General features: G+C 62.5%; 20 protein-coding genes, 1 tRNA gene and 1 pseudogene. 8 read left to right on the plus strand and 14 right to left on the minus strand.

Translation table 11 applies throughout. From position 1 onward, the window contains the following. Window positions 1-226: 226 nt before the first annotated feature. The 4 genes from EDM04_RS15320 to EDM04_RS15335 form a co-directional block, all read right to left on the minus strand. Window positions 227-1,327 (minus strand): glutamate-cysteine ligase family protein, encoded by a 1,101-nt coding sequence (locus EDM04_RS15320; RefSeq protein ID WP_123623676.1) that lies wholly within the window; start codon window positions 1,325-1,327, stop codon window positions 227-229. Window positions 1,328-1,329: 2 nt separating this feature from the next. Further along, window positions 1,330-1,686, minus strand: coding sequence for a hypothetical protein (locus EDM04_RS15325; RefSeq protein WP_123623615.1), 357 nt, complete (start codon window positions 1,684-1,686; stop codon window positions 1,330-1,332). Between the two features lie 305 nt (window positions 1,687-1,991). Next, the gene (locus EDM04_RS15330; protein ID WP_123623618.1) at window positions 1,992-2,204 is read right to left on the minus strand and encodes a dodecin family protein; all 213 of its coding nucleotides are present in this window, start codon (window positions 2,202-2,204) and stop codon (window positions 1,992-1,994) included. 158 nt (window positions 2,205-2,362) lie between these two features. Then, the gene (locus EDM04_RS15335) at window positions 2,363-2,680 is read right to left on the minus strand and encodes a rubredoxin-like domain-containing protein (RefSeq protein ID WP_123623620.1); all 318 of its coding nucleotides are present in this window, start codon (window positions 2,678-2,680) and stop codon (window positions 2,363-2,365) included. 200 nt (window positions 2,681-2,880) lie between these two features. On the opposite strand from EDM04_RS15335, the gene EDM04_RS15340 reads away from it, so the two are divergent. From EDM04_RS15340 to EDM04_RS15350, 3 genes are all read left to right on the plus strand, one after another. Continuing rightward, complete coding sequence (locus tag EDM04_RS15340; protein ID WP_123623622.1) at window positions 2,881-3,204, plus strand: hypothetical protein; 324 nt, start codon at window positions 2,881-2,883, stop codon at window positions 3,202-3,204. 173 nt (window positions 3,205-3,377) lie between these two features. Further along, on the plus strand, window positions 3,378-3,620 hold the full coding sequence (locus EDM04_RS15345; RefSeq protein ID WP_123623624.1) for a PRC-barrel domain containing protein: 243 nt from the start codon (window positions 3,378-3,380) through the stop codon (window positions 3,618-3,620). Between the two features lie 118 nt (window positions 3,621-3,738). Continuing rightward, on the plus strand, window positions 3,739-4,488 hold the full coding sequence (locus EDM04_RS15350) for a GNAT family N-acetyltransferase (RefSeq protein WP_123623626.1): 750 nt from the start codon (window positions 3,739-3,741) through the stop codon (window positions 4,486-4,488). Window positions 4,489-5,092: 604 nt separating this feature from the next. Here EDM04_RS15350 and pepF read toward each other — a convergent pair. From pepF to EDM04_RS15370, 4 genes are all read right to left on the minus strand, one after another. Then, a complete protein-coding gene (pepF, locus tag EDM04_RS15355) occupies window positions 5,093-6,892 on the minus strand; it encodes an oligoendopeptidase F (RefSeq protein ID WP_123623628.1) in 1,800 nt (599 codons plus the stop codon). A gap of 69 nt (window positions 6,893-6,961) precedes the next feature. Continuing rightward, window positions 6,962-7,435 (minus strand): ribosomal protein S18-alanine N-acetyltransferase, encoded by a 474-nt coding sequence (rimI, locus tag EDM04_RS15360; protein WP_123623630.1) that lies wholly within the window; start codon window positions 7,433-7,435, stop codon window positions 6,962-6,964. A gap of 89 nt (window positions 7,436-7,524) precedes the next feature. Beyond that, window positions 7,525-9,159: a PAS domain-containing protein gene (locus tag EDM04_RS15365; RefSeq protein WP_123623633.1), complete on the minus strand. Its 1,635-nt coding sequence runs from the start codon at window positions 9,157-9,159 to the stop codon at window positions 7,525-7,527. A 136-nt stretch (window positions 9,160-9,295) separates the two neighbouring features. Continuing rightward, window positions 9,296-10,102 (minus strand): TrmB family transcriptional regulator, encoded by an 807-nt coding sequence (locus EDM04_RS15370; protein ID WP_123623635.1) that lies wholly within the window; start codon window positions 10,100-10,102, stop codon window positions 9,296-9,298. Window positions 10,103-10,318: 216 nt separating this feature from the next. Here EDM04_RS15370 and EDM04_RS15375 point away from each other — a divergent pair, with 216 nt between their 5' ends. The 4 genes from EDM04_RS15375 (at window position 10,319) to EDM04_RS15390 (ending at window position 16,229) form a co-directional block, all read left to right on the plus strand. Beyond that, window positions 10,319-12,088: a COG1361 S-layer family protein gene (locus EDM04_RS15375; RefSeq protein ID WP_123623637.1), complete on the plus strand. Its 1,770-nt coding sequence runs from the start codon at window positions 10,319-10,321 to the stop codon at window positions 12,086-12,088. Continuing rightward, window positions 12,089-14,707, plus strand: coding sequence for an RND family transporter (locus EDM04_RS15380; RefSeq protein WP_123623639.1), 2,619 nt, complete (start codon window positions 12,089-12,091; stop codon window positions 14,705-14,707). Window positions 14,708-14,734: 27 nt separating this feature from the next. Further along, window positions 14,735-14,807, plus strand: a tRNA-Arg gene (locus EDM04_RS15385). Window positions 14,808-15,212: 405 nt separating this feature from the next. Next, entirely contained in the window at window positions 15,213-16,229 is a 1,017-nt protein-coding gene (locus EDM04_RS15390) for a hypothetical protein (protein ID WP_123623640.1), read from the plus strand. A 16-nt stretch (window positions 16,230-16,245) separates the two neighbouring features. On the opposite strand, the gene EDM04_RS15395 is transcribed toward EDM04_RS15390, so the two are convergent. The 5 genes from EDM04_RS15395 to EDM04_RS15415 form a co-directional block, all read right to left on the minus strand. Further along, window positions 16,246-17,601 (minus strand): hypothetical protein, encoded by a 1,356-nt coding sequence (locus tag EDM04_RS15395; RefSeq protein WP_123623642.1) that lies wholly within the window; start codon window positions 17,599-17,601, stop codon window positions 16,246-16,248. Then, window positions 17,598-18,782 (minus strand): AAA family ATPase, encoded by a 1,185-nt coding sequence (locus EDM04_RS15400; protein ID WP_206424476.1) that lies wholly within the window; start codon window positions 18,780-18,782, stop codon window positions 17,598-17,600. Before EDM04_RS15400 ends, EDM04_RS15395 begins: the two co-directional genes overlap by 4 nt. A gap of 85 nt (window positions 18,783-18,867) precedes the next feature. Continuing rightward, window positions 18,868-20,142, minus strand: coding sequence for an IS4 family transposase (locus EDM04_RS15405; RefSeq protein ID WP_123622722.1), 1,275 nt, complete (start codon window positions 20,140-20,142; stop codon window positions 18,868-18,870). A gap of 97 nt (window positions 20,143-20,239) precedes the next feature. After that, the gene (locus tag EDM04_RS15410; protein ID WP_123623646.1) at window positions 20,240-22,192 is read right to left on the minus strand and encodes a hypothetical protein; all 1,953 of its coding nucleotides are present in this window, start codon (window positions 22,190-22,192) and stop codon (window positions 20,240-20,242) included. Between the two features lie 281 nt (window positions 22,193-22,473). Then, complete coding sequence (locus tag EDM04_RS15415) at window positions 22,474-23,730, minus strand: Cdc6/Cdc18 family protein (protein ID WP_123623648.1); 1,257 nt, start codon at window positions 23,728-23,730, stop codon at window positions 22,474-22,476. Between the two features lie 369 nt (window positions 23,731-24,099). Here EDM04_RS15415 and EDM04_RS15420 point away from each other — a divergent pair, with 369 nt between their 5' ends. Next, window positions 24,100-25,053: a DUF4268 domain-containing protein gene (locus tag EDM04_RS15420; RefSeq protein WP_123623650.1), complete on the plus strand. Its 954-nt coding sequence runs from the start codon at window positions 24,100-24,102 to the stop codon at window positions 25,051-25,053. 169 nt (window positions 25,054-25,222) lie between these two features. Here EDM04_RS15420 and EDM04_RS18855 read toward each other — a convergent pair. After that, a pseudogene (locus EDM04_RS18855) lies at window positions 25,223-25,357 on the minus strand (IS6 family transposase); the annotation flags it as partial.

The following is a 25,357-nucleotide window of genomic DNA, read 5'->3' on the forward strand; positions in this document are numbered from 1 at the left end:
CTCTTCGTATACTACATACCGCTATACGAATAATCAACTTCGACCCCAGCCCGATCCGACCGTTTGCGACACCGTCGATCCTCGGTAACGCCTCCGATCGACGCCTACTGGCCACTTCGAGGAGAGGTACCACCGTATGGGGACTCCGACGGGGTCGTTTGGAGGAGGGAAGCGGAGCTGCTGTCGATCTACCCGGCGGGTTCGTCGTCGCCGATATCGCGGTGCCTCAGGCCGGGTACATAGAGTACTCGGATTCGTCTTCGGTCAGGTCTTGGACGTCCGCCTCCAGTCGATCGGCCTGCTGTAACCGCCGCGTTCGGGCCTCCGAGTCGCTGAGCTGATACGGACCGTGAAGCCGTGACGCGAGGGGTTCGTACTCGGCGGTGTCGAAGCCCATCGTCCGGAGGTACGACTCGACTTCGTCCGAGTTGAGCCCGGACTCGATCGCTCGCCAGCTCAGATCTCGGAGCTCCTCGAACTCCGGGATCTGGATGCGATCGTCTCTCAGGTCAGGCTCCCCAAACTCGACGGACTCCGTTTGCGTGCGTGCGACGAGGCCCTCGACGTCGGTCGCGAGTTGGAGGATCTGACTGGGGAGCGTGGAGTCCGGCGCTCGCCACTCGACCGTGGGTTGACACTCGCGGAGGCGGACCGGGTTCAACACGGTGTTCTCGGGCGCGAACAGGTCTTCCACCGTCTCGGGATCGACTCCCTCCTCGGCGGCCAGCCGCTTGAACCGGTCGTACTTTCGATCGACGCGGTCTCGCCACTCCGAGAGGCTGTCCGCGTAGTGGCAGAGGTCGGTGAAACAGCGGAACTCCTCTCCGCAGTCCGTTCGATACGCGAGCGCGCGCGAGGAGTTCGCCCCGTGCGTTCCGTCGTAATAGGACGAGGAGCTCACTAACGCGAGCGCCGGATCGAGGGCGGTCAGCAGGTTGATCTGGTCCACGACGTCGACCTGCTCGAAGTGGACGTGCGTTCCGGCGCAGTTCTTCGAGCTCTCGACGTTGCTACCGTAGATGGCTTCAAAGGCCCGTCCGCGCTCGCAGTTCGCGGGGGCGTCCGACGTGGTCAAGGGCGTCCCGAGCGGAACGAGGCGTTTCCCCTCGCCCTCCGCCGCCAGAATCGCCGTCTGGAGGGTCGACTGAAGCTCGCGTCGCAGGGAGCGTTCGCTGGTGTGTGGCTCCGTCTTGACTTCGATGAGCGGATCGATGAACTCTGGCTCTATCCGACGGTGGGCTCGGGCGATGTCCGTTCCGTCACACAGTCGCCCCGTCTCGTCGACGACCCACAGCTCCAGTTCGATACCGACGCTGAGTGAGTACATGGTCATGCCAGTACCGCTTTGTTCGCCTGAATGGTCTGGCTCTCGGCATCGTAGTCGATGAGCCCCGCGGACGCCATCTTCGGGAGGTGCCGGTGATGTAACGCGACGCTGAGCCGATCGATACCCTGATCGGACTCCGTCTTCGAGCCCCTCGACCCCAGTCGGTCCGCGACTCGCTCGGCGAGCGTCGAGAGGTCTATCGGCGCGGACTCCCCGCTGATCACCGCGAGAACCTGGCGGCGTCGTTCGTCTGCCATGGCGCTGAGCACCTCGTCGGACGCCATCTCCGCCTCCACGACCAGTGACCGATCGCCCGATCCGCCGATCCGAATCTGGGCTTCCCCCGTTGTGTCTGACATACTTTGTCTCCGATTGGAGGTTCTGTTGTGACTCGGGTGAAACCTCGGCCTAAGTCTTTAGCTGGAAACGGGCCAGATCCGAGTCGTCGGCGGTCCTGAAACCGAAACTCCTTACACACGCGAGCTGGCGGGATCGGATACGCGGATCTCACGACGAGAAGAGTACGCCCGAGACGCTTCGCCCCGCGACATCGAGGGTCCCTCGATCGCCGACGGGGAGTCGATCTCGGGGGTGGGAGAAGCGAGTTCGTCGTTTCGCGGAGCGCGATCCGCTCGGAACCCGCGGCGGTCGGGCGGCTATCGGCCTATTGTTCTTCTTCTCGGACCGGGAACGCCACTTCGACGGTGGCCTTGTACGTCGAGATCGAACCGTCTTCGACTTCCGCCGTGTGGTCTCGGATCTCGATGCCACTGATGTCGTCGACGGTCTTGCTCGCCTCGCGAACCGCTTCGTGCGCCGCGTCCTCCCACGACTCGGTGGAAGTTCCCAGCACTTTGATGATCTTGACTGCGGTCATGTGGTTCACGTTCGCTCACGAGATACGGCGTATTAATTATAAGTATACTAATCGGAAATCGGATCACTAACCGCACCGAAACGTCCGCTCAGCGCGTTCTCGCTCCCGAATCTCGCGATTCCGAACACGGGCGGATCGCGGTTCCGGCGGATCGCGTTCTAGTCCTCGCGGGCGGCCGAGATCGCTTCCTTCGGAGCGCCGCAGTTCGGACACGACTCCGGCAACCCCTCGTCCAGCTCGTCCATCTCCCCGCACTCCTCGCACCGCCACATCAGGTATCCCTCGCCGAACTCCTTGCCCGGCAGTTCCTCGACCTCTGTCTCCTCGGACTCCACCTCCCCCTCGGACTCGACCACCTCGACTTCGAATCCCTCGTTGGTGAAGCCGATCACCCGTCCGACCACCTCGTTGTCGCTGTCGTACACGAGCTCTCCCGGTTCGATCGACGCGTCCTGAACTTCGCGCTGGGTACCCATACCTCGCCGTCGCCTGTTCGTGTGATCAATGTGGGGCCAACGTGTGTGGACTCACGTCTGTCTAAGAGACGATTACCGGTCGATCGCCGGTATGTGCGCTCGAATCGGCGCTGTGGGCGGTCCGAGAGAGACGTAGAGAGGGACATGACCTTGCGTGTGCGTGCAGAAGCCTTTCACACTCGATCCGCCGAAGCTACCCCATGGCGAACGAGCCTGACAACACCCGGGAGAACGGCGTCGAATTCGGCGGTCTGGTCGAAGACCTGGAAGGGGAGTCGTACCCGTTGTCTCACGAGGCGGTCCTCGATCGGTACGGCGATCGCGAGCTCGAGCTCGTCGGGGAACCGGTCACGGTGCGGGAGGTGCTCTCTCCGGAGAACGAGGGGGAGTACGAGGACGCGGAGGGCGTCAAGCAGGCCATCCTCAACATGGTCGGCGACGAGGCGGTCGGCCGAGAGAACTACAGCGACCGGGGCGGCAACGCAGAGGACGACCAGGACGCGGAGGAGACGGAGACGTTCTAGCGGTCGCGACCCTTCCCGGTACCGCTGATACCGGCTTCGGATCCGCATCGGCCGATCCGGGCTTCGACCGGCGACGACAGGGGGGCGGATCGCATCGCTCGGGAGCCACGTAAATACACCCGTCACGAGCAAGCAGAATCCTTAGCCTCGAAAGCGCCCTCAGTTCGATCGCAATGCAAGACGATCACACGCTGACCGAGACCGACGAAGGGAAGGAGGTAGTGAATGCGGACGGAGACATGATCGGCCGCGTCGTCAAGGTGGAACACGGCAAGGCACACGTCGATCCCGACCCGGGACTGACGGACACGATCCGATCGAAACTGGGCTGGGGCGACGCCGACCAAGAGGACTACGTGCTCAACACCTCGAGCATCGAGCGGGTCTCCGACGACGAGATCCACCTGAGCAGGTAGCGTTTCCCACAGGCCTTCACCGGTCCGTCTCCTGCTGGACCCCTCTTTTCAGTGTGGGACATCGACGTACTGACAGACAGTCACGGACGATACATTCGAATTCAACGCCACAAATCACATGAACGTACGCGCTGCGGAGTCGGACGACCGGGAACAGATCAGAGCAATCACGCGCGACTCGCTGCAGGCGTCGTACTCGCTCAGTCCGGAACAGATCGAGGTGATACTCGAGGAGGAGTTCGGCGACGCGGCGCTCGCGGACCTGCTCGACGACGCGGAGACGACCGTGCTCGTCGTCGAGGCGACGATCGACGACGTCGAAGCCGTCCGCGGGTTCGTCACCCTCGAAACCGGAACGGAGGCCGTGATTCGGTGGCTGCACGTGGACCCGGCGGCGCGGGGAGAGGGCATCGCCACGGCGCTGCTCGACCGCGTTCGCGACCAGTTCTCCGAGAAGCCGCTGTCGGCGTACATCCTCGACGACGCCGTCGAGGGCGGCGAGTTTCTCGAGGAGTTCGGCCTCAAACAGGGCGATCACGACCAGCTGCTGGTCGGCGGTGAGGAGTTCGAAGTCACCGTGTTCACGGAGGGGCAATCGGCGGAGCGGGCGAACGAGCCCTCCGTTTCGGTCCCCGAGTCGGTCACCGTCGACGGGGCGGAACGGTTCGCCGATCGCGACGACACCGTCCCCGGCAGTGAGGCCCCGTTTTTCACCCTGTACAGCGGGGAAGCGGAAGAGGAACAGTACGGGTACTTCTGCTCGGAATGCGGCAGTACGAACGTCGCTACCGACGGGCTCGACAGGCTCGAGTGCGGGAACTGCGGGAACGTCCATCGGGCCGACGAGTGGGACGACGCGTACCTCTGACGCCAGCCGCCGAACCGGCCGTCGAAGGGAGCGTCGCCCTGCGCGAGTTTCGATCGTTTCGGCTTTCCGAAAGCGTCAGCGAGTGATGCGTTTTGTCTCCTTCCGGTCGGCACAGACGCAGCGGCGAGCGGTTTCGGGAGTGGGTATAGCACATTGGTTGATCGGTTGTTTATAAGCGATCGAGTGGTGTTGCTGGCGGCTGTTTATAAGTGATCGACGGTGTTGCGGCGAAGACCTCCAAAGCCCCAGTCGCTGTGGGCGGCGCACGCTCGCTGCGCGCCTCAGTCGCTCGTTTTACTCGCTCCTTGCGGTGCTTACGTCGCCTGCGCCGCCCACAGCGACTGCCCCTTTGAATCCCACCCGCACAGCACCGCAACCGCGCCTCACGCCTCCCCAGCCTCGTCGCTGGCGGCGATCGCCGCCAGCGACTCCCTCGCGCGTGCTCCTCGCGGCCTGTCGGCCGCTCGGAGGCACGCGCCACCGTATTTATAAGTGATCGTCGAGGCCGCTCACGGTCGTTTAAATACTCTCTCGCCGCCACCGATCTGCAATACTCACTCCCGCACTCGATCAACGGACGGTCCTCGGCGACCGGTGGTTCGGTCTACTCCAGATCGAGCAGCGCCGCGACCTCGTCGAGGTACCCGTCGTAGATCCCGACGGCCGACTCGATCGGGTCGGGCGAGGCCATGTCGATCCCCGCGAGTTCGACGACGTCGAGGGGGTAGTCGGAGCCGCCGGCCCGCAGCATCTCGCGGTAGTCGGCCGCGGCCTCCTCGCCCTCCGCCAAGACGCGCTCGACGATCGCGGCGGCCGCGGAGATGCCGGTCGCGTACTGGTAGACGTAAAAATTATAGTAGAAGTGCGGAATCCGCTCCCACTCGCGTTCGATGCCGCCGGTCAGCTCCGCGGGCGCGTAGTAGTCGCCCTTCAGGTCGGCGTAGATCTCGTCGAAGGCGTCGGGCGTGAGCGCCTCGCCGGCCTCGACGCGCTCGTGGATCCGCTGTTCGAACGCCGCGAACATCGTCTGGCGGAACAGCGTCGAGCGGAAGCGTTCGAGGTACTCGTCGAGCACGTGGGTGCGGAGCTCGTCGTCCTCGACCGTGTCGAGCAGGTGGTGGGTGAGCAGGGTCTCGTTGACGGTGGAGGCGATCTCGGCGACGAAGATCTCGTAGCTCGCGTCGTGCCACGGCTGGGCGTCGCCCGCGAGCTCGGAGTGCATCGAGTGGCCGAGCTCGTGGGCTAAGGTGTACATCGAGGAGATGTCGTCCTGGTAGTTCATCAGGATGAACGGCTGGGTGTCGTAGGTGCCCGAGGAGAACGCGCCCGAGCGCTTCCCGCGGTTCTCGTACACGTCGACCCACCGCGAGTCGAGCCCCTCGGCCATCCGCTCCTGGTACGCCTCGCCCAGCGGCGCGACCGCCTCGATCACCCACTCGCGGGCCTGCTCGTACTCCACGTCGGGGCCCTGATCGCCCGTCAGCGACATGTAGAGGTCGTGGCTCTCCAGTTGGTCGACGCCGAGCGCCTCCGCCTTCAGCTCGGCGTGGCGGTGGAGCACGTCGAGGTTGTCGCCGACGCTGTCGACGAGGGTGTCGTACACCTCGACCGGGACGTTCGAGCCGTCGAGCGCGGCCTCGCGCGCGGAGTCGTAGCCGCGGATCTCGGCGCTGGTCGCGTGCTCGCGGACGGCCTTCTCCAAGGATGTGCCGACCGTGTTTCGGACGCTCGCCCACTCGTCGTAGAACGTCTCGTGGACGCGCTCGCGGAACTCGCGGTCCGGGTTCTTCTGGAGCTTCGTGAAGTTCGCCTGCGTGATCTCGACTTCCTCGCCGTCGGGATCCTCGACGACGCCGTAGGTCATGTCGGCGTTCGTCAGCATCGAGTAGATCTCGCTCGGTGCGTCGGTGACCTCCGATAAGTCGGCGAGCACCTCCTCGACCTCCGCCGAGCGCGTGTGCGCTTTCATCCGCAACACGTCGTCGAGGTAGTGCTCGTACTCTTCGAGGGCTGGCTCGGCGTCGAGGAAGGCCGATACGTCTTCCTCAGAGAGCGACTGGAGCTCCGGCTCGAGGTAGGAGACCGCGCTCGACGCCTCGGAGCCGAGCGAGGACGCCTTCGCGGACATCGCCTGGTACTCCTGGTTCCGGGTGTCCTCGGCGCTGCGGAGCCGGGCGTACGTCGTCACTCGCTGGAGGTCGCGGAAGATCTCCTCGCGCAGCTCCAGCAGTTCGAGGAGGGTGGCGGCGTCGTCGGCGACGCGGCCCTCGTAGGCCGCCAGCTCCTCGATCCGGTCAGATACCTCTTCGTACGCGTCCTCCCACGCCTCGTCGTCGGCGTAGATGCTCTCCAGATCCCACTTGTACGACTCGTCGATATCGGATCGCTCGGGAACCGAACTCATACCACGGGGTTCGCCCCCGGGACACTAAGCGTTGTCAAACGCGGAAGTCCGCGCGAGCGGTGGACGGTCTCACTCTCCCGCCGTCCACTCCGCGAGGTCGACGACGAGCACGAGCGCGTCCTCGCCGTCCCGGTAGTAGTTGGAGATGCGCCGGATCGGGTCGAACCCCTCGTCCGCGTACAGCGAGCGCGCGGCCGCGTTGCCCTCGCGGACCTCGAGTCGCACGACTGCGACGCCGACGGTGCGGAGGCGCGCGAGCGCGGAGCGGAGCAGGGTCCGGCCGAGCCCCTCCTCGCGCGCCTCGGGGTGGACCGCGAGGTCCTTCACGTGGCCGATGTCGCGCCCGTGGTTCGGGGTCGAGTCCGCGACGACGTAGCCGACGACCGCCCCCTCCCGCTCCGCGACGAGGAACGCGGGCTCGTCGAGCAACCGCTCGAAGGCGTCGTACGGCCACGGGTCCGAGAAGCACGCGCGCTCGATCCGCACCACGGCGAGGAGGTCGGCGCGCTCGACCGGCCGGACGGTCGCGTCCACGGGGGTCACGGGCCGGATTGGCGGCCGGGAAAAATAAACGCGACGGGACGGCGCGGCGCCCCCGAAGCGACGCCGCCGCGCCGACCGCGCCGCCGCCGTCACCCGTCGATCCAGGGCTCGCCCGCGTCGGCCGCGTCCGGGTCGGGACCCCGGACCACGAAGCACGCCCCGTCGGGGACCCGCACGTCGTCGGGGATTCCCACGTCGTCGGAGCTCGCCGGGGCGGCGTCGTCGCCCCGGAGCTCGACCGTCCAGCCGTGCGACTCGACGACCTCGCGGACGATGTCGAGGCCGTAGCCCGTCCCGTCCTCGCGGGTCGTGAATCCCGGATCGAAGACCGCCTCGCGGTCCTCGGGATCGATCCCCGGCCCGTCGTCGGCGACGAGGAACCCCTCCTCGGTCGCGGTCACGAGAACGGTGAGGGGGGCGTCTTCGCCGCCGTCGGTTCGCCGGACGTCGACCGGCCGACCGCCTCTCTCATCGCCCGGAACGGCGTGTTCGGTCGCGTTCCGGAACAGGTTCTCGAGCGCCTGCCGCAGGCGACCGCGGTCGCCGCGGACTCGGGCGTCCGCGCCCACGACGAGCCTCGCGTCCGGGCTCCCGGCGGTGTCCCACGCCTCGCGGGCGACGCCGGCGAGCGCGAACTCGGTCGGCTCGTCGATCCCGGTGCCCTGTCGGGCGAGCGTCAGCAGCTCGGAAACCAGCTGGTCGATCCGGTCGACGGCGCGCTCGCCGCGCTCTAAGGGCTCGGTGTCGTCTTTCAGCCGCGCCATCTCCATCGATCCCCGGATCACCGACAGCGGGTTCCGGAGGTCGTGCGAGACGATGCTGGCGAACCGGTCGAGCCGCTCGTTGCGGTCGGTGAGGCGGCGCTCGCGCGCCTTCCGCTCGCTCACGTCCCGCGAGTTGATGAGCAGGTGTCCGACCGAGGCGTCGGCCGGGAGCGACCGGGTCCGGGACTCCAGCCAGACCCAGTCGCCGTCGGCGGTGCGGTAGCGGTACTCCAACGTGGGCGTCGCGTCGGGCTCGTTGAGGGCGCGGTAGAACCGCTCCGTCACGCGCTCGCGGTCGTCGGGGTGGACGTAGCCGAGCGGCGAGCGCCCCACGGTCGACCCCTGCTCGTAGCCGATCACCTCCTCGACGGACGGGCTCTCGTACCGGACTCGGCCGTCCTCGTCGACGACGGTGACCAGGTCCGTCCCGTACTCCAGGAACTCCCGGAACCGCTCCGGGAAGGTCGCCTCCGAGTCGACGCGGCGCGCGGTGACGACGCGGCCGCCGAACTCGGGGGCCAGCTCCTCGTCGACGACGGACTCGACCCAGACGAACCCGCCGTTCGCGTGGCGGAGCCGGTGGGTGACGACGCGGTCGGTCGCGACCGCGGAGAGCGCGTCCGAGACGGGATCGCGGTCGTTCGGGTGGACGCGCTCCAGCAGGTCCTCGCCGACGAGGGCCGCCCGCTCGACCCCGAGCACCGCGGGCACCGACGGCCCGGCGAACAGCACCTCGCCGTCGACCGCGACGGCCGCGACGAATCGGTCGGTGCCCGGAACGGACGGACCGGTCGACGCGGCGGAGCCGGCCGATTCGACCGCGTCTGACCGTCCATCCTCGCCGGCCCAGGACTCGCCGCCCTCACCCGCCGATCCGGGGACGGAGCCGTCGCCGGTCGATTTCCGGCGGTCGTCGTCGGCGCGGGCGGTCGACGGGCGGTCGGTTGGACGGAGAGTCACGCTGATTCGGTTCCTCCTTCGGACGCGATCGGATAAAGCTGCGCCTTAAATATATCAAATGTGATAACGAGAAGGGAATTCCGCTGCCTGCGGCCGATCTCCTGTCATCGGATCGGAGAGTCACCCGTTCCGACTTTTAAACCTCCTCGACCACGTCCGCCGACTCCCACGCGTCGGCGAACCCGTCGCTCACGCGGGTCGCGAAGCCGCGGTCGCGCAGGTCGAGCATCCCGAAGAGGCGGTCCGGCGCGAGCGGGTCGGACACCTCCAGACACACCTCCTCGCCGTCGATGAGGTAGAAGTTCCCGTACACGTCGTCGGTCACGCGGAGCGCGAACGCGCCCTGCGCCATCGCGAGCACGGCGTGGTCCTCGTCGATCGCGACCAGCGCGTCGTCGAACATCGCGGGCGACAGCAGCACGGAGACGTCGACGCCGCGCCGGATCGCCGAGAGCAGCCGGTCGAGGAGGACCGGCCCCTCGCGGTCCACCTCGAACTGCGAGGAGACCTCGGTGGCCACGACCACGAGCGACTCCGAGGCGGCGTCGATCCGCTCGAAGAGGAGGTCGAGCGAGTCGTCGGCGCCGACGGCGGCGGTCCAGAACCGGTCGTCGGCCGTCTCCGCGTCGGCCAGCCGGTCGATCAGCTCGCGTTTCCCCGACTCGTACGTCTCGATCCGGCGCTCCAGCTCCCGGCGCTTGGCCTCGACGAGCCGGTCGACGGCGACCGCGGGCTCGACCGGCGCGTACCGCTTCGGCTCCCGGTCGCCCTGGACGCGGACGAGCCCACGGGACTCTAACCCGCCGAGCGCGTCGTAGATGCGTCCCTTCGGCACGTCGCTTTCGGCGGCGGCGTCGGCGGCGGTCCCGGTGCCGAGCGCCAGCAGCCCGCGGTACGCGCGGTCCTCGTAGCTCGACAGTCCCAGATCGCGAAGCGACTCCATGCGGCGAGCTACGCCGAGGCTATATAAATGAGTGGCGCTAAAACGAGGATCGGTTTCGGTGGCAACGAGCCGCCGTCTCGGAACGAATCCGAATCGAGCCGAGAGAACGCGGTTCCTCACCTCTGATCATTCCGCGAATTTTCTGAAAACTGATACGATGTTTCAGTAGGTTCCCGAAGGGTATTACGTCGGCGCGGCAAACAACGGACAACCGATATGAGTCGCATCCGGAGGGTCGCGGTCGTCGCGCTGGTCTGCTGTCTGCTGACGGCCGGCACCGCGCTGGTCGCCGCCAACGACACGGTCAGCGGCGACCCCGACATCGAGGCGTTCGCGCCCGAGACGGCGTTCGTCCCCGGCGAGGAGTCGACGCTGCAGGTGAGCCTGAACAACCGCGGCGAGGTCGACGAGGAGGGGTTCGACGACCTCGAGAGCGAGGTGGTGACCGCCCACGAGACCACCGCCCGGATCCTCGCCGGCGACGAGACCGACCGCGACGTGCCCTTCGACGTGCGCACCGACGAGCAGACCGTCGGCGACGTGCCGCGGGGGGTCACCGGCCCGATCGACTTCACCGTCGTCCCCGACGAGGACGCGGAGCCGGGCGTGTACCGAGTCCCGATCCGGCTGGAGTACCGGAACGTCTACAACGCGGAGGACGACAGCGGCGCGACCCTCCGCGACGAGCGCGTCGTGACCGAGACCGTGTTCGTCGAGGTGGATATCACCGACCGCGCGCAGTTCGCGGTCACCGCCGTCGACGGCGCGGTGCAGGCCGGCGACACCGGCGTGGTGAACGTGACGATGCGGAACGTGCAGAACGAGAGCGCCCGCGAGGCCTCGGTGACGGCGACGCCTGTCGACGCCGACCTCACCTTCGCCACCGACGCCGAGAGCACGGAGACGTACGTCGACGACTGGGCGCCCGACGAGAATCGCACGCTCACGTACCGGCTCGACGCCGCGGCCGACGCGACGCCGCGCGCCTCGACGCTGGAGTTCGACGTGGAGTACCGCGACGCCGAGCGCGCCGACGCGACCGCCCGGACGGTCCGGACCGGGGTGACGCCGCTCTCGCGGCAGGCGTTCGACGTGACCGGCCTGAACAGCTCGCTGGAGGTCGGCAAGGACGGCTCGTTCGCGGTCGAGGTCCGCAACGACGGCCCCCGTCCGGTGGAGAACGCCGTCGTCGCCTTCGACAACGAGGCGCCGGCGCCGGAGGGCGTCGGCGCGGAGACGGTCCCGGCCGACGAGAACGTCGTCCCCCGCGAGACGCGGGTGACCGTCGGCGACCTCGCGGTCGGCGAGACCGCGACGGCGACGTTCGACGCCGGGATCCGCAGCGACGCGAACCCGGGGAACCGGACGCTCAACCTCGCCGTGCGCTACCGCGGGCTCGACGACGACGTGGTCGTCTCCGACGCGTCCGACGTGGTCGTCGGAGTCACCCCGGAGCGGGAGGCGTTCGCCGTCTCGCTGGCCGCGCCGAGCGGCGACGAGGCGGACGAAGGCGGTAACGGGACCGGGACCTCGGTCGCGCCGGGCGAGACCGCGCGGTACGACGTGGTCGTCCGCAACACCGGCTCGGAGCCGGTCTCGGACGTGCAGGCGAAGCTGTTCGTCGACGAGCCCGTCTCCTCGGACGACGACGAGGCGTTCGTCACCTCGTTAGACCCGGGCGAGGAGACGACGCTCACCTTCGAGGTGAGCGCCGACGGCGGGGCCGCACGGAAGACGTACGCCGCCGCTGTCGACTTCCGGTACGACGACGCCGACGGCGACGAGCAGCTCTCGGACACCTACCGGCTCCCCGTCGAGGTCGCGACCGACGACGGTGGCAGCGTGCTTCGGTCCCCGACCGGGATCGTCGCCCTGCTGAGCGCGCTCGCGCTCGGCGCCGCGGCGGTCTGGAAGCGCGGCCGGGTGAGCCGAGCGCTCTCGCGGCTCCGCGAGCGGGCCCGCGACCGGTTCGGCGGCGACCGGTAGATGTCGGGCGCAGAGCGCCTCTTCCTGGAGGTCACCGACCGCGTCGTCGACCGGCCGAAGCGGGTCGTCGTCGCCTGCCTGATCGTCACGGCGCTTTTCGCGCCCGGGATGGCCCTGCTGGAGTCAGAGGCCGGCAGCGACCAGTTCACCGAGGGGATCGACGAGGCCGACGCGCTCGACCGGGTGAACGAGCAGTTCGAGCCCGCGTTCGGCGGCGACGAGCCGACGACGCAGCTGATCCAGCGGGACGGCAACGTGCTCGACCGGCGCGGCCTGCTGGCGATGTTGACGGCGGCCGAGCGGCTGGAGGACAGAGACGACCTCCGGGTGACCGAGGTGTCCGCCCCGGCGATGGACGTGGCGACCGAGCTCGACGGGGACGTGGAGACCGCGGCCGACGCGCGCGACGCGGTCGAGCGCGCCAGCGAGGGGGAGATCGACGACGCGGTCGACGCTGCCGCCGAGGACCCCGGCTTCGACACGCTGCTCTCCGACGACTACAACCGGGAGTCCCAGACCGCCTCCGCCGCGCTCGGCGTCGTCACGCACTCGTTCCCGGCGTCGGCCGACGCGCAGTCGCTCCAGCTGGAGGCGCGCGACGTCGCCGAGCGCGGCCCCGGCGACGTCACCGCCTTCGGGAGCGGCGTCGTCGACGACGAGTTCGCGCAGGTGATCTTCGACTCGCTCGCGATCGTCGTGCCGGCGGCGCTCGCCGTCATCCTCGGGCTGTTGGCGTACGCGTACCGAGACCCGTTCGACTTCGTCTTGGGCGGTGTCGCGCTCCTGATGACCGTGGTCTGGACGTTCGGGTTCACCGGCTACGCCGGCATCGCCTTCTCGGACGTGCTGATCTCGGTTCCCGTCCTCCTGCTCGCGATCGGGATCGACTTCGGGATCCACACGGTGAACCGCTACCGCGAGGAGCGCGCGGAGGGGGTCGAACCGACGACCGCGATGCGCGACGCGCTCGGCCAGCTGACGGTCGCGTACTCGATCATCGCGGGGACGACGATCATCGGGTTCCTCGCGAACCTGACCAGCGCGCTCGACCCGCTTCGGGAGTTCGGGCTCGTCGCCGGAATCGGCATCTGTTTCACCCTCGTCATCTTCGTCGGCTTCCTCCCCGCGGCGAAGCTGCTCGTCGACCGCTGGCGCGCGGAGCGGTCGATCCCCGCGTTCGGCTCCCGCCCGCTCGGCTCCGAGGACTCGGCGCTCGGTCGACTGCTCCCGTCGCTGACCGCGATCTCCCGGCCGGCCCCCGCGGTCTTCCTCGCCGTCGTCCTCCTCCTGACCGCCGGCGCGGCCGGGTACGGAGCGGGCGTCGACACCACCTTCGACGACGACGACTTCCTGCCGCCGAGCGACCAGCCCGGCTACGTCGACTACTTCCCCGGCCCGATGCGGCCCGGCGAGTACACCGCGACCGAGACGATCGACTTCCTCTCCGAGAACTTCGCCACGAGCGAGGACGACACCGTGACCGTCTACGTCGAGCGGCGGATGACGAGCGACGCCGCCCTCCGGAGCCTCGACCGCGCGGAGCGCGACCCGCCCGACACGTTCGTCGAGGCCGACGGCCGCGCCAGCGCCACCGGCGTCACCGACGCGATCGACGGCTACGCCGACGAGAACCCCGAGTTCGAACGCCTCGTCGACGAGTCGTCGCTGGACGACGGCCCCCCGAACCGGAACCTCGACCGGATCTACGGCGAGCTGCGCGACTCCGGGTACGCCGGGTTCACGGGCGAGTACCTCGCGGACGACGACCGGGCCACGCGCGTGGTGTACGACGTGGAGTCGGACGCCGCCGACGCGGAGATCACCGCCGACGCCCGCGCGGTGGCCGACCGCTACCGCGGCGACGCCACCGCCACCGGCCAGATCGTCGTCTTCCAAGCGGTGAGCGAGACGATCTTCGACTCGGCGATCGTCTCGCTGTCGGCCGCCCTGGGGCTCTCGGCGCTCCTCCTCATCGTCCTGTTCCGGCTGTTCCTCGGGAGTCCGGCGCTCGGGCTCGTCACGCTCCTCCCCGTGGCGGTCACCGTCGCAGCCCTCACCGCCACGATGCGGCTGGCCGGGATCCCCTTCAACGCGCTCACGGCGACGATCCTCTCTATCACCATCGGGCTCGGGGTCGACTACACGGTCCACGTCGCCCACCGCTTCCACGACGAGTACGTCGAGTGCGGCGACGCCGACGCCGCGGTCGAGACCACGCTCCGGGGCACCGGCGGCGCGCTCACCGGCACCATGGCGACCACCGCGCTCGGCACGGGCGTGCTCGTGCTCGCGATCACCCCGATCCTCGGCCAGTTCGGCCTCCTGACCGCCGCGAGCATCTCGCTCGCGTACGTCGCCTCGCTGGTGGTGTTGCCCCCGGCGCTCGTCGTCTGGGCCGCCGCCGTCGAGCGTCGCCCCGGCCTGCTGTGGATCGGGCGGGTGATCGGCGGGGTCGGGTCCGGGAGCGAGGGCGCCGACCGCACCGCCGAGGACGCGCGCACCGACGGCGGGGTCGTCGACGGCGATGAAGGGGACCGTTTCGAGTGGAGTCCAATCCTCGAGGAGGCGGGTCGTCGGAACGACGGCACCGATCTCGACGACCGCAGTCAGAAGCGTTAAACGCTCGCCGCGGATATCCGAGCGTGAGGGCGCGTAGCTCAGCGGACAGAGCACTTGGTTCCGGACCAAGATGCCGCGGGTTCAAATCCCGTCGCGCCCGTTCCTTCACTTCGTTCAGTCACGGGCGCGACTGACCCTCGCTCGTTCGCTCCGCTCACTCGCGAGGATCCCGTCGCGCCCGTCACGTTTTCTGACGGGGTGAATTGACAGGACGGCAGCCGGGTGTATATAAGGCGAACCCCCAGTGACGGGTTTGAGTTCGTCACGCAGCGTGACGGGGGTCGTCGCCTTCGTGCGGTTCGCGAGATACACGTGACGGAGTCGCGGTAAAGTCCTTTGGGTGGTTGGTAGTTTCCTCGTGCGAGGTCAGTCCAGTTCCGAGGCCCCATGATCAACCGACCGCTATCGTCGGGAGGCGAAGTCGCAACGCGCCTTCGTCATTCTCTTTCTTTGATTTGATATTTCATACTGAAAATATATCTATCTGGTGCCTGATACTCAACTAATGTACCGGTTCACCCCGGACGAGATCGATCACGAGCGAGCCCACCACCAAGCGGTCATTCAGGGAGCCGACGACCTGGACGTCAAGCGGATCGGTAACCTCGGCGAGCTCGCGTTCGAGCAGTTCTGTCGCGAGTACCTCCCCGTCGAGATGTGGGAGTGGGAAAACGAGGAGGCGATCCGGCGGTGTAACCCCGAGAGCTTCTCCGGGCATGATTTCGAGGTGTTCGGCTACACGGTCGACGTAAAATCCTCACGAGACGTCTCTGCCTTTCTCCCCGAGTCCCTGGTCGAACGGGACCCCGACGACGACATCGTGGTCATGGTCTGGCACCGGGACAACGAGGACAGTCTGATGCTACTCGGGTGGGAGCGACTCGAGACGCTGAAGTCAAAGGTCGAAACGGAGGCGGCCTTCTCCGGTGACTCCCCGGAGAAACTCGACCACCTTGCAGCCCGACCGATGAACGAACTGATCGACCTCGGGCCCAACACCGCTCACATGAACCAGAAGCCGGAGAATCCGTTCTCGCCGGGGGATCGGGTGGTGAAGGCAAGCGACGCGGAGCCATCGGTGGGGATCGTCATTGAGGTGTTGCCACCGGAGCAGAACACCGGGGCGTTCGGACACGAAATGGACGGGGAAGCGGTGCGGGTTGCGTTCCCGAGTTCGCTCGATGAAGGGCCTGGTGCGTGGCGCGACTACCACCCCGCGATCCTCGCATCATACTGTGACGATCAGGACATCAAGCTCTGGACGTACAAACACGAAAATCTCGAATTTGCGAAAAATCCGTTTGTACCCGCCGATCTGGTGGTCAAAACTAGCCACAACGACCCAGATACGGCGGTCGTGGTCGAGAGCTCCGACGGTAGTGATGATGTGGTGGTTGCGTTTCTGGATGAGTCTGAGGAGATGGACGTGTTGCCGAGCGAGTTGGTTGACTACTGTGAGGAAAACGGGATCAAGCGCTACACGTATGCGTACTCGGAAGTTGAGTTCAGCAGAAAGAATTAGCCAATTTGACTGGATCTCATCTCAACACACTCGAAAGAACTTGTTCAAGATCTTCATCCAGGTTATTCGCTTGTAAAATTGTAATTGGTTCATCGACCTGCTCTGCAACTGACGGAGTGTCTTGGTCGAGGTCCTGTACGACTAAGAGACCGTTCCATCCGCTGCCGAAGTAATTCTCTTCTTCGGCATGCTCTCCGAAGACGTACTCTTCGTTAACGCGGAGAAAAGCGAGGTACTCTAGCGTTTCTTTGATCCCCGTTCGGATAGTCTCTTCTCGGGTGCTATGTTTGACCTCAGCGATGAGGTATTCGTATTGGAGCGGTTCGTCTGTTTTGACTTCTAGGACGATAACGTCAGGGCGGCCGGTGTGATTCCGGAACTCTTTGTTGAAGTAGTTGCTGGCGACTGAGCGAGCGGTCTTCTGGACTTGCTCTGCTCGTGTGAGTTCACGGTCATCGGGATCCGACTCTGTGTGGAAAGAGAGCTTACGATCGCTTGCAGACTTGTCATGATACACGACGATTTCTTGCTCACCGTCAATACGAGCAATTTCCTGTCGACCACTTTTGATCGTCTGGAAGATGGGTTGGGTATCTTGGAGTTTTTCGAGTGTAGAAATAAATCGAAAAAGAACGTATAGTTCGAAAAGTCTTGCTTGGTCATCAGGGGTGATCGCGTTTTCATCGAGGAGGTCACGTAGTTCGTCGGGATGGCCGTCATGGAGTCGCTGTCGAGTGCGTAATAACGCGGCGGCATCTCGATAGACTACCTGCCGCGAGTGCTCCGCAGTGGTGAGCATGCGTTCAGTAGGTTCGTACGATTCAGGGTCGCGAATACGGCGGACGTGGACATTACGGTCGACAATTCTTTGAAGATCATCTATGAGTTCTCCGTTTTGTTGCCAGCGATCAGAGACCCATTCGTAGTTAGTTTTGAGGTACTCGTCAGCGTCTCGAAGAGTGGCATAAATAACAGAAAGAAGCTTTTTGAGGACGAGATTCTCGGGGATGTCGTAGTCCTCTGATCGGTTTTCTGTGACGAACAGGGACCGATCATGGGGATTAGTCGCGTACCGAGTTTTCACGGTAGATCCCCAGTTGATGTGTCCATCGATTCCGCCTCGTTGTGTCTTGGCAACAGTCTTCGTTTCAGTACGAATATTTCGTAACCGCTGGGACAACTTTTCGACGAACTCGACGACCTCTGGTTTGAGGATGAAGTGTAAGTCGAGGAGGATTTCATAGTCCTCGAATCGTTCATCGAGTGCCTCGTACTTTAGTGAGTCTGCAAGCTCCCGCTGTGGAAACCCGCCATTCATCACGTACGCCAGGATATCCTCGGTGAGACCCTCAATGAGCTCCTCACGATTCATGACTCAGTATCAAGCGTGACTTGGAGCATGTCACGCGCTGCTGTCTCAATCATATCCCGGTCAACTTCATCGACATCGGCGATGTGTGAGACGATCTGCGTGCGCTCAGGGACCCCCTCTAACTGAGGGAAAATATAACTGATGGCAGCGTTCGTGACGCGGCTTTTGAGATTGCCGTTTTGGGTGTCGTGATGGTTGGTTATGTAGCCAAGCATGTCCTTCACGATCGCCGGGCCGATCGCTCGATCCTCTACTGCCTGGTTGGTATGCTTCCAAACGAGCCCGATAGCGCGAATTTCTTCGGGTGTCGGATTGATCTCCTCCCAAGCGTCAATGTACTGCTGCATGCCCTCGTCGAGCGTATCTAGTGCTTCTTCGTCATCCCCTTCAGGAAGGTTAGGGGCGGGAATGCGGATGAACGCAAAGCGACGCATGAATGCGTAGCTCATTTCGTACAGTGACGTCTTATCGTATGAGTTCATCGTCGCAAAGATATGCCACGAATCGGGGACAACGTACTGATGATCTGCCGGGACAGTTTCGGCATGGTCTGTCGGGAGGAGCTCAATCTCCTGCTCGTCTTTCGTGTACGGAAGCTTGACAGGCTGTCCAGATAGGAGTGTGAACAGCTGTCCAAACCCTTTGTCGATGTCAGCTCTGTTTAGTTCGTCGATAATGATGGGTTCATTCGACTGTACGCCAGTCTGTGGATCTTTGAGCCGATTTAGGACAATTCCCGGGGTAAATTCGAGGTCTCCGTTTGAGTCGTCACCAGCGGACTCTGTCGGCATGTAGCCCCCAACAGTGTCGAACGTTGACCAATCAGCCGTCGCAGTCGTGACTTGATATCCGCTGTAGAGGTTTGGGTGGTTCTCCACGAGATCAGCCGTGACATGCTGGGCGATTTCTGTCTTCCCAGTTCCAGGAGGTCCAGTGAAGATTATGTGGTCGCCAGCGCGGACAGCAGCAGTAATTTGCTCGGAAATTTCCGTAGCGGTCGGGAGATCGTACGTCTCCGGAAACACGATCCCGTCGAACGTGTCTGGGTCGATCGTACCAGTGAATTCGGCTGTGGTTGCAACTGGAGATACACTGGTGGTTGAGTTTACGAGTCGGTCGGCAATTATCTCTCCACGGCCGTACTTGTTGTCATCATCGAGTGAGATGAGAAAGTGGTTCACTGGGAAGTCGCTGTCAGTTACATCCTGACACCAATCGTTAACGGTATTGGTCGAGACCGTACCCTTGCGGAGCATCCGTCTTTAGTTAAGTCTCACACCTCGGTTGTGTAGCGGTAGCGAGCGTCTCTTGTAAGATTGGTCGTTGCTGGTGGATCTTTTGAGCGTCTTCGATCAGCCGGTCGAGCAGCGGCGGCGGTGAGTAGCCGAGGAACTCACCGAGTTCGTGGAGAATGAGCTGGGCGTGCGACCGGAAGGTCGCCGCCCAGCGCTCTGTCGGAAACACAAGCTCATCATCCGCCTGCTCAGTGACTAGATCCAACAGATCGCGGCTTACAAGCAGCGACAGCAGCGCTGCGTACAATAAGATCCTCACCACGTGTTCGTCACTCGTGTCGAACTCGTCCAATTCGTACTGCGTCTTCAGCTCCCGGAACAGCAACTCAACTTCCCACCGACAGCGGTAGATCTCCGCTAAATCCGCCGGAAAGAACTCCTCCCTAGCTAAATTCGTCATGTACAGGTGGTAGTCGTCGGCGTCCTCGTTGCGGACGCCGACGACGCGAAATCGCTTCGTATCCAGCGACTGTGTCCCATTGTACGGCCCCCGTTTGAATTCGACTTCGACCTCCACATCGATGTATTTCCGGTCAAGGTCATCGAGAACAGCTCGGAGCTGCTTGCCCTCTAAGGGAATGGCGCGGCCGCGCCATTCCCGTAATTCTGCCGTAATCACCGGGTTTGCGTTCTGCTTCAGCCGACTCACGAAGTAGCCGTCGTTCTCGTCGATCAGCGCAAACCGGCGGTACTTGAAGTAGGCAAGATCGAACAACACGAGGCGATTCTCAAGCCACGGCCCTGTTTTGAACAAGGTGCTGTCGTGCGTTTTCTCGTTAGCAGTATCGAGCCGTTCAATCGTCTGCTCTGTGGCATTGTGGAGCAGGTGGAGCTTCGCTCCAGCCTGCTCCTCGTGGCGGGCTTCGAATTGGTCTGAGAGAAATTCGTGTAACCGCAACACCGTTCCATCAGCGATCATCACGTCTCTAAATCGGTCGATATCAGCGTCAACAGCGTTAGGAACAGCGACCTCGTCGAGACCGCGCTCGACGAGGTCGCGGAGATACTCTGCAAGCGTCGGTGTCAACCGCTGATAGAATCCACCCGGAGAGATCGTCTCATCGGCAGTAGAGTTGTAACAGCGTCTAAACCCGGCGAGTGTTCGGCTTTCGCCTGCGGCGAAGCCGAACACGAACGCCCAAACGAAGGCAGGGATCTGGAGCTTGCGGTCACGTTCGACCACGCCGAGTTCCTCGGCGTGCTCTTCGAGGAACTCAGAGGGAAACAGTGTAGTGAGTCGACGCATAATTCGAGATGAGGAGTCCTTGTCGTGCACAGACTGGACTTCCTCATTCCTTCCGAAAGATGCCTCGATAAGCCGCCGCTATCTCGCGGTTTCTCGCTTAACTAAAGACAGATGCCTTGCGGAGTTGCGTCACGCTATCAGTCACAGTCAAGTTAGACGCGTTCGCTGCACCGGACGTGAGAAACAGACGGTCAAATGCGACCCGATAAGGATATTGCTCGTCACGTGCATAGTTATTTTTCCACCACTTCTCATTACTCTCGAATCGCTCTCCCACGACAGCGATCCCAAACAGGAAGCCATCGTCGTACTCAGGATCAGAGAATCTTGTCTCGGCGTTCGCGTGGAACACAATTACGTCCCCGCGGTTCAACCCGGCCCATAGACCGTAGTCGGCCTCACCGACTCCGCAGGCACGGTGTCGGAGTACTGGTTCCCAGTAATCGATTGGGGCACTCTGCCTGTAAACGGTAGTATCGTCCTTCCTTACCTGCTGGATGATTGGGTGCGTCGGGTTCTCGAAGTGCTGGTAAGCACCACGAAGTATCGCGTTGAGCTTGGGCTGGCTCGCGTTCGGTTGTATGTCAAGATCACGACTTGCAATTAGCGACTTCTGACGATCCCGCAGCAGTGCGAGAAAAACGACTTCTGCGGGGTTCATGTTGTCAAGACCTGTTATCGAGATTTCCGATGCGATCCTGTCGAAGTGTTCTCTATTCGTCTTGAGATACGATTTGAGATCCTGAAAATCGATCTCTTCTTCGGGTACGACAAAGTCTCCTGGATTGAACCCGCGTAGTGCGAGGGTCCAAGGCTCGATGCGGTCAGCAGAGACTTCTCGGAGAGGATTCGCATACTCAGTCTCGGCGAGACGTTCAACAACGAGTGATGTCGCTTTGGAGATTGAATCAACGGTCTCTCGAGCCTTGGATTTCTCTTCATCCTCGTCGTTGCCCGATTGCACGTCGCGGTTCGAGGTGTTGGTCGCGAGATGAGGAATCGATTCGCCCACCTTCTGGTGAGCCGTATCGTTGATGAGCTCGACCAGGGCTGGAGGGGATCTCGTAAGATATGCCCCCTGGTTGAGATTCAGATTTTTACTGTAGACGACCGTGTGATCTTCCCGAAGCTTGTGTAGTACCTCCTTGTTCTCTTCGTCCAGAACAGCGTCTACATCGAGAGGAGAGGCCAATTCCCGATAATCTTTGAGTGGAACACGGTAGGCCGGGCGCTCTCCTGAATTATATTCCATTTCGGAAACGCCCTTCCGATCCCATTCGGTGTCTTCAAGACACGTAGTTTCCTCATAATCATCTGCGGCTATCGATGCACCGGTGAATGCTCGCTGATCCTGGTCGAGGTGGATAATGACGTCGCCTTTCTTGACACCCGTCGCGTTCTCGTAGTAGATTGAGCCTCCACCGTCTGTCCGTGTTTGGGGACACCACAACGCGTCTCCAAGTCCCCACCCCGGCTCTTCGCGGTCCTCACGATTGTGGTAGCTCTTTTCGATCCAGACTGTGGTTTCTTTCTCCTCTTTCCGTGATTGAGCAACACTGGCGGCGTACTCCTCTAGCTCAGCGAATTTCTCGTGAAGTCCACGACTAGAGATGATCTGTTCTCGTAAGGTGGGATATTCATCGAGTTCGTCGAATGTCCATTGACTGAACGCAATCTCTGGTGTGAAGGGCCCACCAAGTTGTTCATCGAAATTGATCACCCACCGGACGCTACGATGGTGCTCGTTCATTTTATTGGTCGCGTCTATCGGGAGTTCCCCGTGATAGTCGCGAGCATCTGCGTGGGTGTATTCACCATCGATGACGCCTATCGCACGGATATTTCCGTTGCCACCCCACTCATCATCTGAATGATAGCGTAATCCATCTTTGAGAACGATGATGTCACCGATCTCCGCTTCGTGGGCGAACTTTCGAAGTTGGACAGCCGGATTTCGAGGATGCACTGATTCACTTGCATCAGTTGCGTCGACGATTGACTCGTGAGATTGTAGTTTAGAAATATCCTTATCTACTTGGGGCCATCCCATACTGGTGCTATCCGAACTGAGGAATAGATCCATCCACGTCTCGTTGTTAAATCCGATATGCCAAGCACGAGGAACAGAATCTTTATCCTGGCCAACAGTAGGAGACCCCTGAGTCATAGAACTTCGATTACTGCTCCGCTATCATATAACACCGGGTATAGAAGTGGGAATCTCGTTTGGCGAGACCAGAGCTGCCTATGAGCATCTCTTTTCGATTTTGTCCTTTGATGAAAGCTGTAGCAGGGATCTTTACCACGTCTAAACAAGGCCAACAGATTTTATTATCCACTCTGTTCTCGGAGAACCTTTGCGACATCCCCGAGGCGCTCCGATTCCTTCGGGAGGTTCTCCAGCGCCGTATCAAGTTCGACCGCCAGCGAATACTGATTTTCGTCTCCACGACCCCGCCCCTGCCGCTTATTGAGCACGTTCGTATCGGCGAGATCGTTGAGCCGATCACGGAATCGCCGGTTCGAGAGGACGTTCACATCGGCGTATTCACAGAAGGTCTTGTACTGGGTGTAGATCGGCGTCGTCGTCACGGGCGTGTCGCCGTGGATCCCGTGATACGTGACTGCCATGAGCGCGAGCATTCGCTGATTCGGGAGTGTCTGAATTCCCGACTCGATGGCCTTCGTCTCGAGGAAGTCACGTGCCTCGCGCACGTGCTCTTCTGTGACGGTCGTCTCACCCCTATCGTCGGCGAATCTGGTCGCACGGAACAGCAGTCGGATCGCTTCGCGAGCATCTCCCGTGTCCTGTGCGCCTAACGCCGCGGCAAGCGGGATCGCGTCGTCGCTCAGAATCTCGCTTCGGAGGTGCTGGTAGTCCTCGATGTCGTCCTCAAAATACGTGTCCCGGAGGGCACCGACGGCACGCCGTGCGAGGATGTTACGGAGCTGATCGGCGTCGTAGGGCTCGAAACGGACCTCGTCCTCACCGAGGCTCGACCGGACATCGGCGTCGAGGTTCTCGCGGAACTGGAGGTCGTTCGTAATCCCGATGAGCGAGAGACGGACACCGTCAGGATTCGACCGTGGGAGTTCGTAGAGGATGTAGTCGTCGTCGCCGATGGCATCGATCTCGTCGAGGACAACGATGACCGTCCCGCCGACCTTCTCCAGGTTCTCGATCACCATGTTGAGGAGAGTCTTCCGCTGGTGACCGCTCGGGAGTTCCTCACCGGGGCCGAACCGCTTCTCACGGAGTCGCTTGACGAGATGCGTCAGGACGTGGTAGGAGCCATCCATGCCCTTACAACGGATGTGAACGACGGTGAGGTCCATCTCGGAGTCGTCAGCGTACTCCTGAAGTTGGTCGGTCTTGAGACGGATTCCGACGGTCTTCCCCTGCCCGGATTGACCGTATACGATCAGGTTGAGTGGGGTTGAGCCCATCGTCGCTGGACGGAGGGCGGAGTGGATCTGATCGAGTTCGACCTCGCGCTCCGGCAGCGACTCGGGCTGATACGTCTGCTCGTTAGGGTTGAGGACGTCCATGTCCTCGAAAATCGTGTCCTCGTCGCCGAACGCCTTCATACGCTCCCGTTTTTAGGTATTACATATAAACCCCCGTGTCCTACATGTCTTCCTGTCTAGCAGACGGGATAGCGTCCTGAATGCTTCTTTGGTTCTTTTGTGGTTCTACTGCACTTTGGCTGGAAGACGGCGACAGAGGGGGGTGCGTCCAGCAAGTCGTCGAGACATCTGACTGCGAATCCAGTCCCCCCATCAACGAGACACGATCTCAGAGCCCCTCTGCATCTGGAACAGTGGTCATGTTCTTCGGATCCGGGCCAATCTTTCCCCGGGGGCAGGGGGATGCGTCCGGCAACGAAGCTTAACGGATTACGCTCCAAGAGCATACAGCTCACAACATTTTATCAAAGCTCCCGGGGAAGCTCGTCTATGGATCGTAACGTCTCGCGAATCCAAGAGCACGACCTCCGCTCGGTGTGGGAGAACGAAGAGCGGGATTTCACGAGATGGTTGACAGAGAACATCGACCTGCTCGCGTCCGAGTTGGGGATAGAGATCGAGGACACACGAGCCGAGGAAGCCGTCGGAGACTTCTCGGCCGACATCGTCGCACGAGAGATGAACACGGGGGAGACCGTCGTCATCGAGAACCAATACAATCGGACGGACCACGATCACTTGGGGAAGCTCCTGACGTATTCGTCCGGAAAGAACGCCGGATTCACGATGTGGCTCGCCGAGGAGTTCCGGCCGGAACACCGGAGCGTCCTCGAATGGTTAAACGAATCCGGGCCAAAAGGGGCGAAGTTCTTCGCGATTAGACCCCGCATCGTGAGTATTGAAGGATCTGAGGAGCGTGGGTTCGAGTTCGAAGTCGTCGTTGAGCCTAACGAGTGGGAACGAGAGGTGAGTAACGAGTCTCTTTCCGACTCCGAGCGTAGCTACCGTCGGTTCTTCGCCGAGATGGTTGAGGCGTACTCCCAGAAACGTCCGAACTGGTACAAGCTCAAGCCCGGACCTCGAAGTTACTTGACGTTCAGCGCTGGCATTTCGAGAGTCCGATTTGGTTGGGCGTTCCATCAGGGACCGGAATTCTCCGTCGAGCTCTACATCTCCACGCCGGATAAGGAACGCAACGAGGAGATATTTGAGGCACTGAAACAAGGACAAACAGATATTGAGACGAATTTAGGGGTTGAGTTGGAGTGGGAACGCTTGCCTGAGAAACAAGCATCTCGTATCAAGCAGCCACAAGACATTGACGGAACAATTACCGAATTAACCGCTGACCAGCAAAACCACATGATTGAGTGGGGAGCAGATGCGATGGAAAAATTCCAGGAAGAGTTCGAACCACGAATTTCTGCACTCGGGTCCAACTGATTGCTGATTCCGCTGTTGTAACGTGCTCGCTACGTACGTTCCTTACACTCCTACCGTCTTGTCGGACGCACCCCCCTCCCCCAGCTACTACCCTGACCTACGGGCTCTGCTGAAACTTGTAATTGGAAATTATGGTCGGTTCCCTCATCTTCAGAAAATGACGGTCGCGTTAAGTTTGGCGTGAATTGTGGTAGACTGCGAGGGCTTCGAGCCAATTTTGAGCTGTCTCGAACGCGACATTGCTGAAACTATTCGCAAACGATGATGTTCGTCTTTCTATTTCCCAAAAGACACGTTCGATGGC

This window comes from Halorubrum sp. CSM-61 (assembly GCF_003781945.1).
In the GTDB taxonomy this organism is placed as follows: Archaea; Halobacteriota; Halobacteria; order Halobacteriales; family Haloferacaceae; genus Halorubrum.

Coding starts and splice junctions, on each gene's coding strand:
- EDM04_RS15345 (WP_123623624.1), top strand. CDS start 3,378: ATGCAAGACGATCACACGCTGACCGAGACCGACGAAGGGAAGGAGGTA.
- EDM04_RS15420 (WP_123623650.1), top strand. CDS start 24,100: ATGGATCGTAACGTCTCGCGAATCCAAGAGCACGACCTCCGCTCGGTG.
- EDM04_RS15320 (WP_123623676.1), bottom strand. CDS start 1,327: ATGTACTCACTCAGCGTCGGTATCGAACTGGAGCTGTGGGTCGTCGAC.
- EDM04_RS15375 (WP_123623637.1), top strand. CDS start 10,319: ATGAGTCGCATCCGGAGGGTCGCGGTCGTCGCGCTGGTCTGCTGTCTG.
- pepF (WP_123623628.1), bottom strand. CDS start 6,892: ATGAGTTCGGTTCCCGAGCGATCCGATATCGACGAGTCGTACAAGTGG.
- EDM04_RS15390 (WP_123623640.1), top strand. CDS start 15,213: ATGTACCGGTTCACCCCGGACGAGATCGATCACGAGCGAGCCCACCAC.
- EDM04_RS15340 (WP_123623622.1), top strand. CDS start 2,881: ATGGCGAACGAGCCTGACAACACCCGGGAGAACGGCGTCGAATTCGGC.
- EDM04_RS15395 (WP_123623642.1), bottom strand. CDS start 17,601: ATGAATCGTGAGGAGCTCATTGAGGGTCTCACCGAGGATATCCTGGCG.
- EDM04_RS15405 (WP_123622722.1), bottom strand. CDS start 20,142: ATGCGTCGACTCACTACACTGTTTCCCTCTGAGTTCCTCGAAGAGCAC.
- EDM04_RS15350 (WP_123623626.1), top strand. CDS start 3,739: ATGAACGTACGCGCTGCGGAGTCGGACGACCGGGAACAGATCAGAGCA.
- EDM04_RS15410 (WP_123623646.1), bottom strand. CDS start 22,192: ATGGGATGGCCCCAAGTAGATAAGGATATTTCTAAACTACAATCTCAC.
- EDM04_RS15415 (WP_123623648.1), bottom strand. CDS start 23,730: ATGAAGGCGTTCGGCGACGAGGACACGATTTTCGAGGACATGGACGTC.
- EDM04_RS15370 (WP_123623635.1), bottom strand. CDS start 10,102: ATGGAGTCGCTTCGCGATCTGGGACTGTCGAGCTACGAGGACCGCGCG.
- EDM04_RS15330 (WP_123623618.1), bottom strand. CDS start 2,204: ATGACCGCAGTCAAGATCATCAAAGTGCTGGGAACTTCCACCGAGTCG.
- EDM04_RS15380 (WP_123623639.1), top strand. CDS start 12,089: ATGTCGGGCGCAGAGCGCCTCTTCCTGGAGGTCACCGACCGCGTCGTC.
- EDM04_RS15335 (WP_123623620.1), bottom strand. CDS start 2,680: ATGGGTACCCAGCGCGAAGTTCAGGACGCGTCGATCGAACCGGGAGAG.
- EDM04_RS15325 (WP_123623615.1), bottom strand. CDS start 1,686: ATGTCAGACACAACGGGGGAAGCCCAGATTCGGATCGGCGGATCGGGC.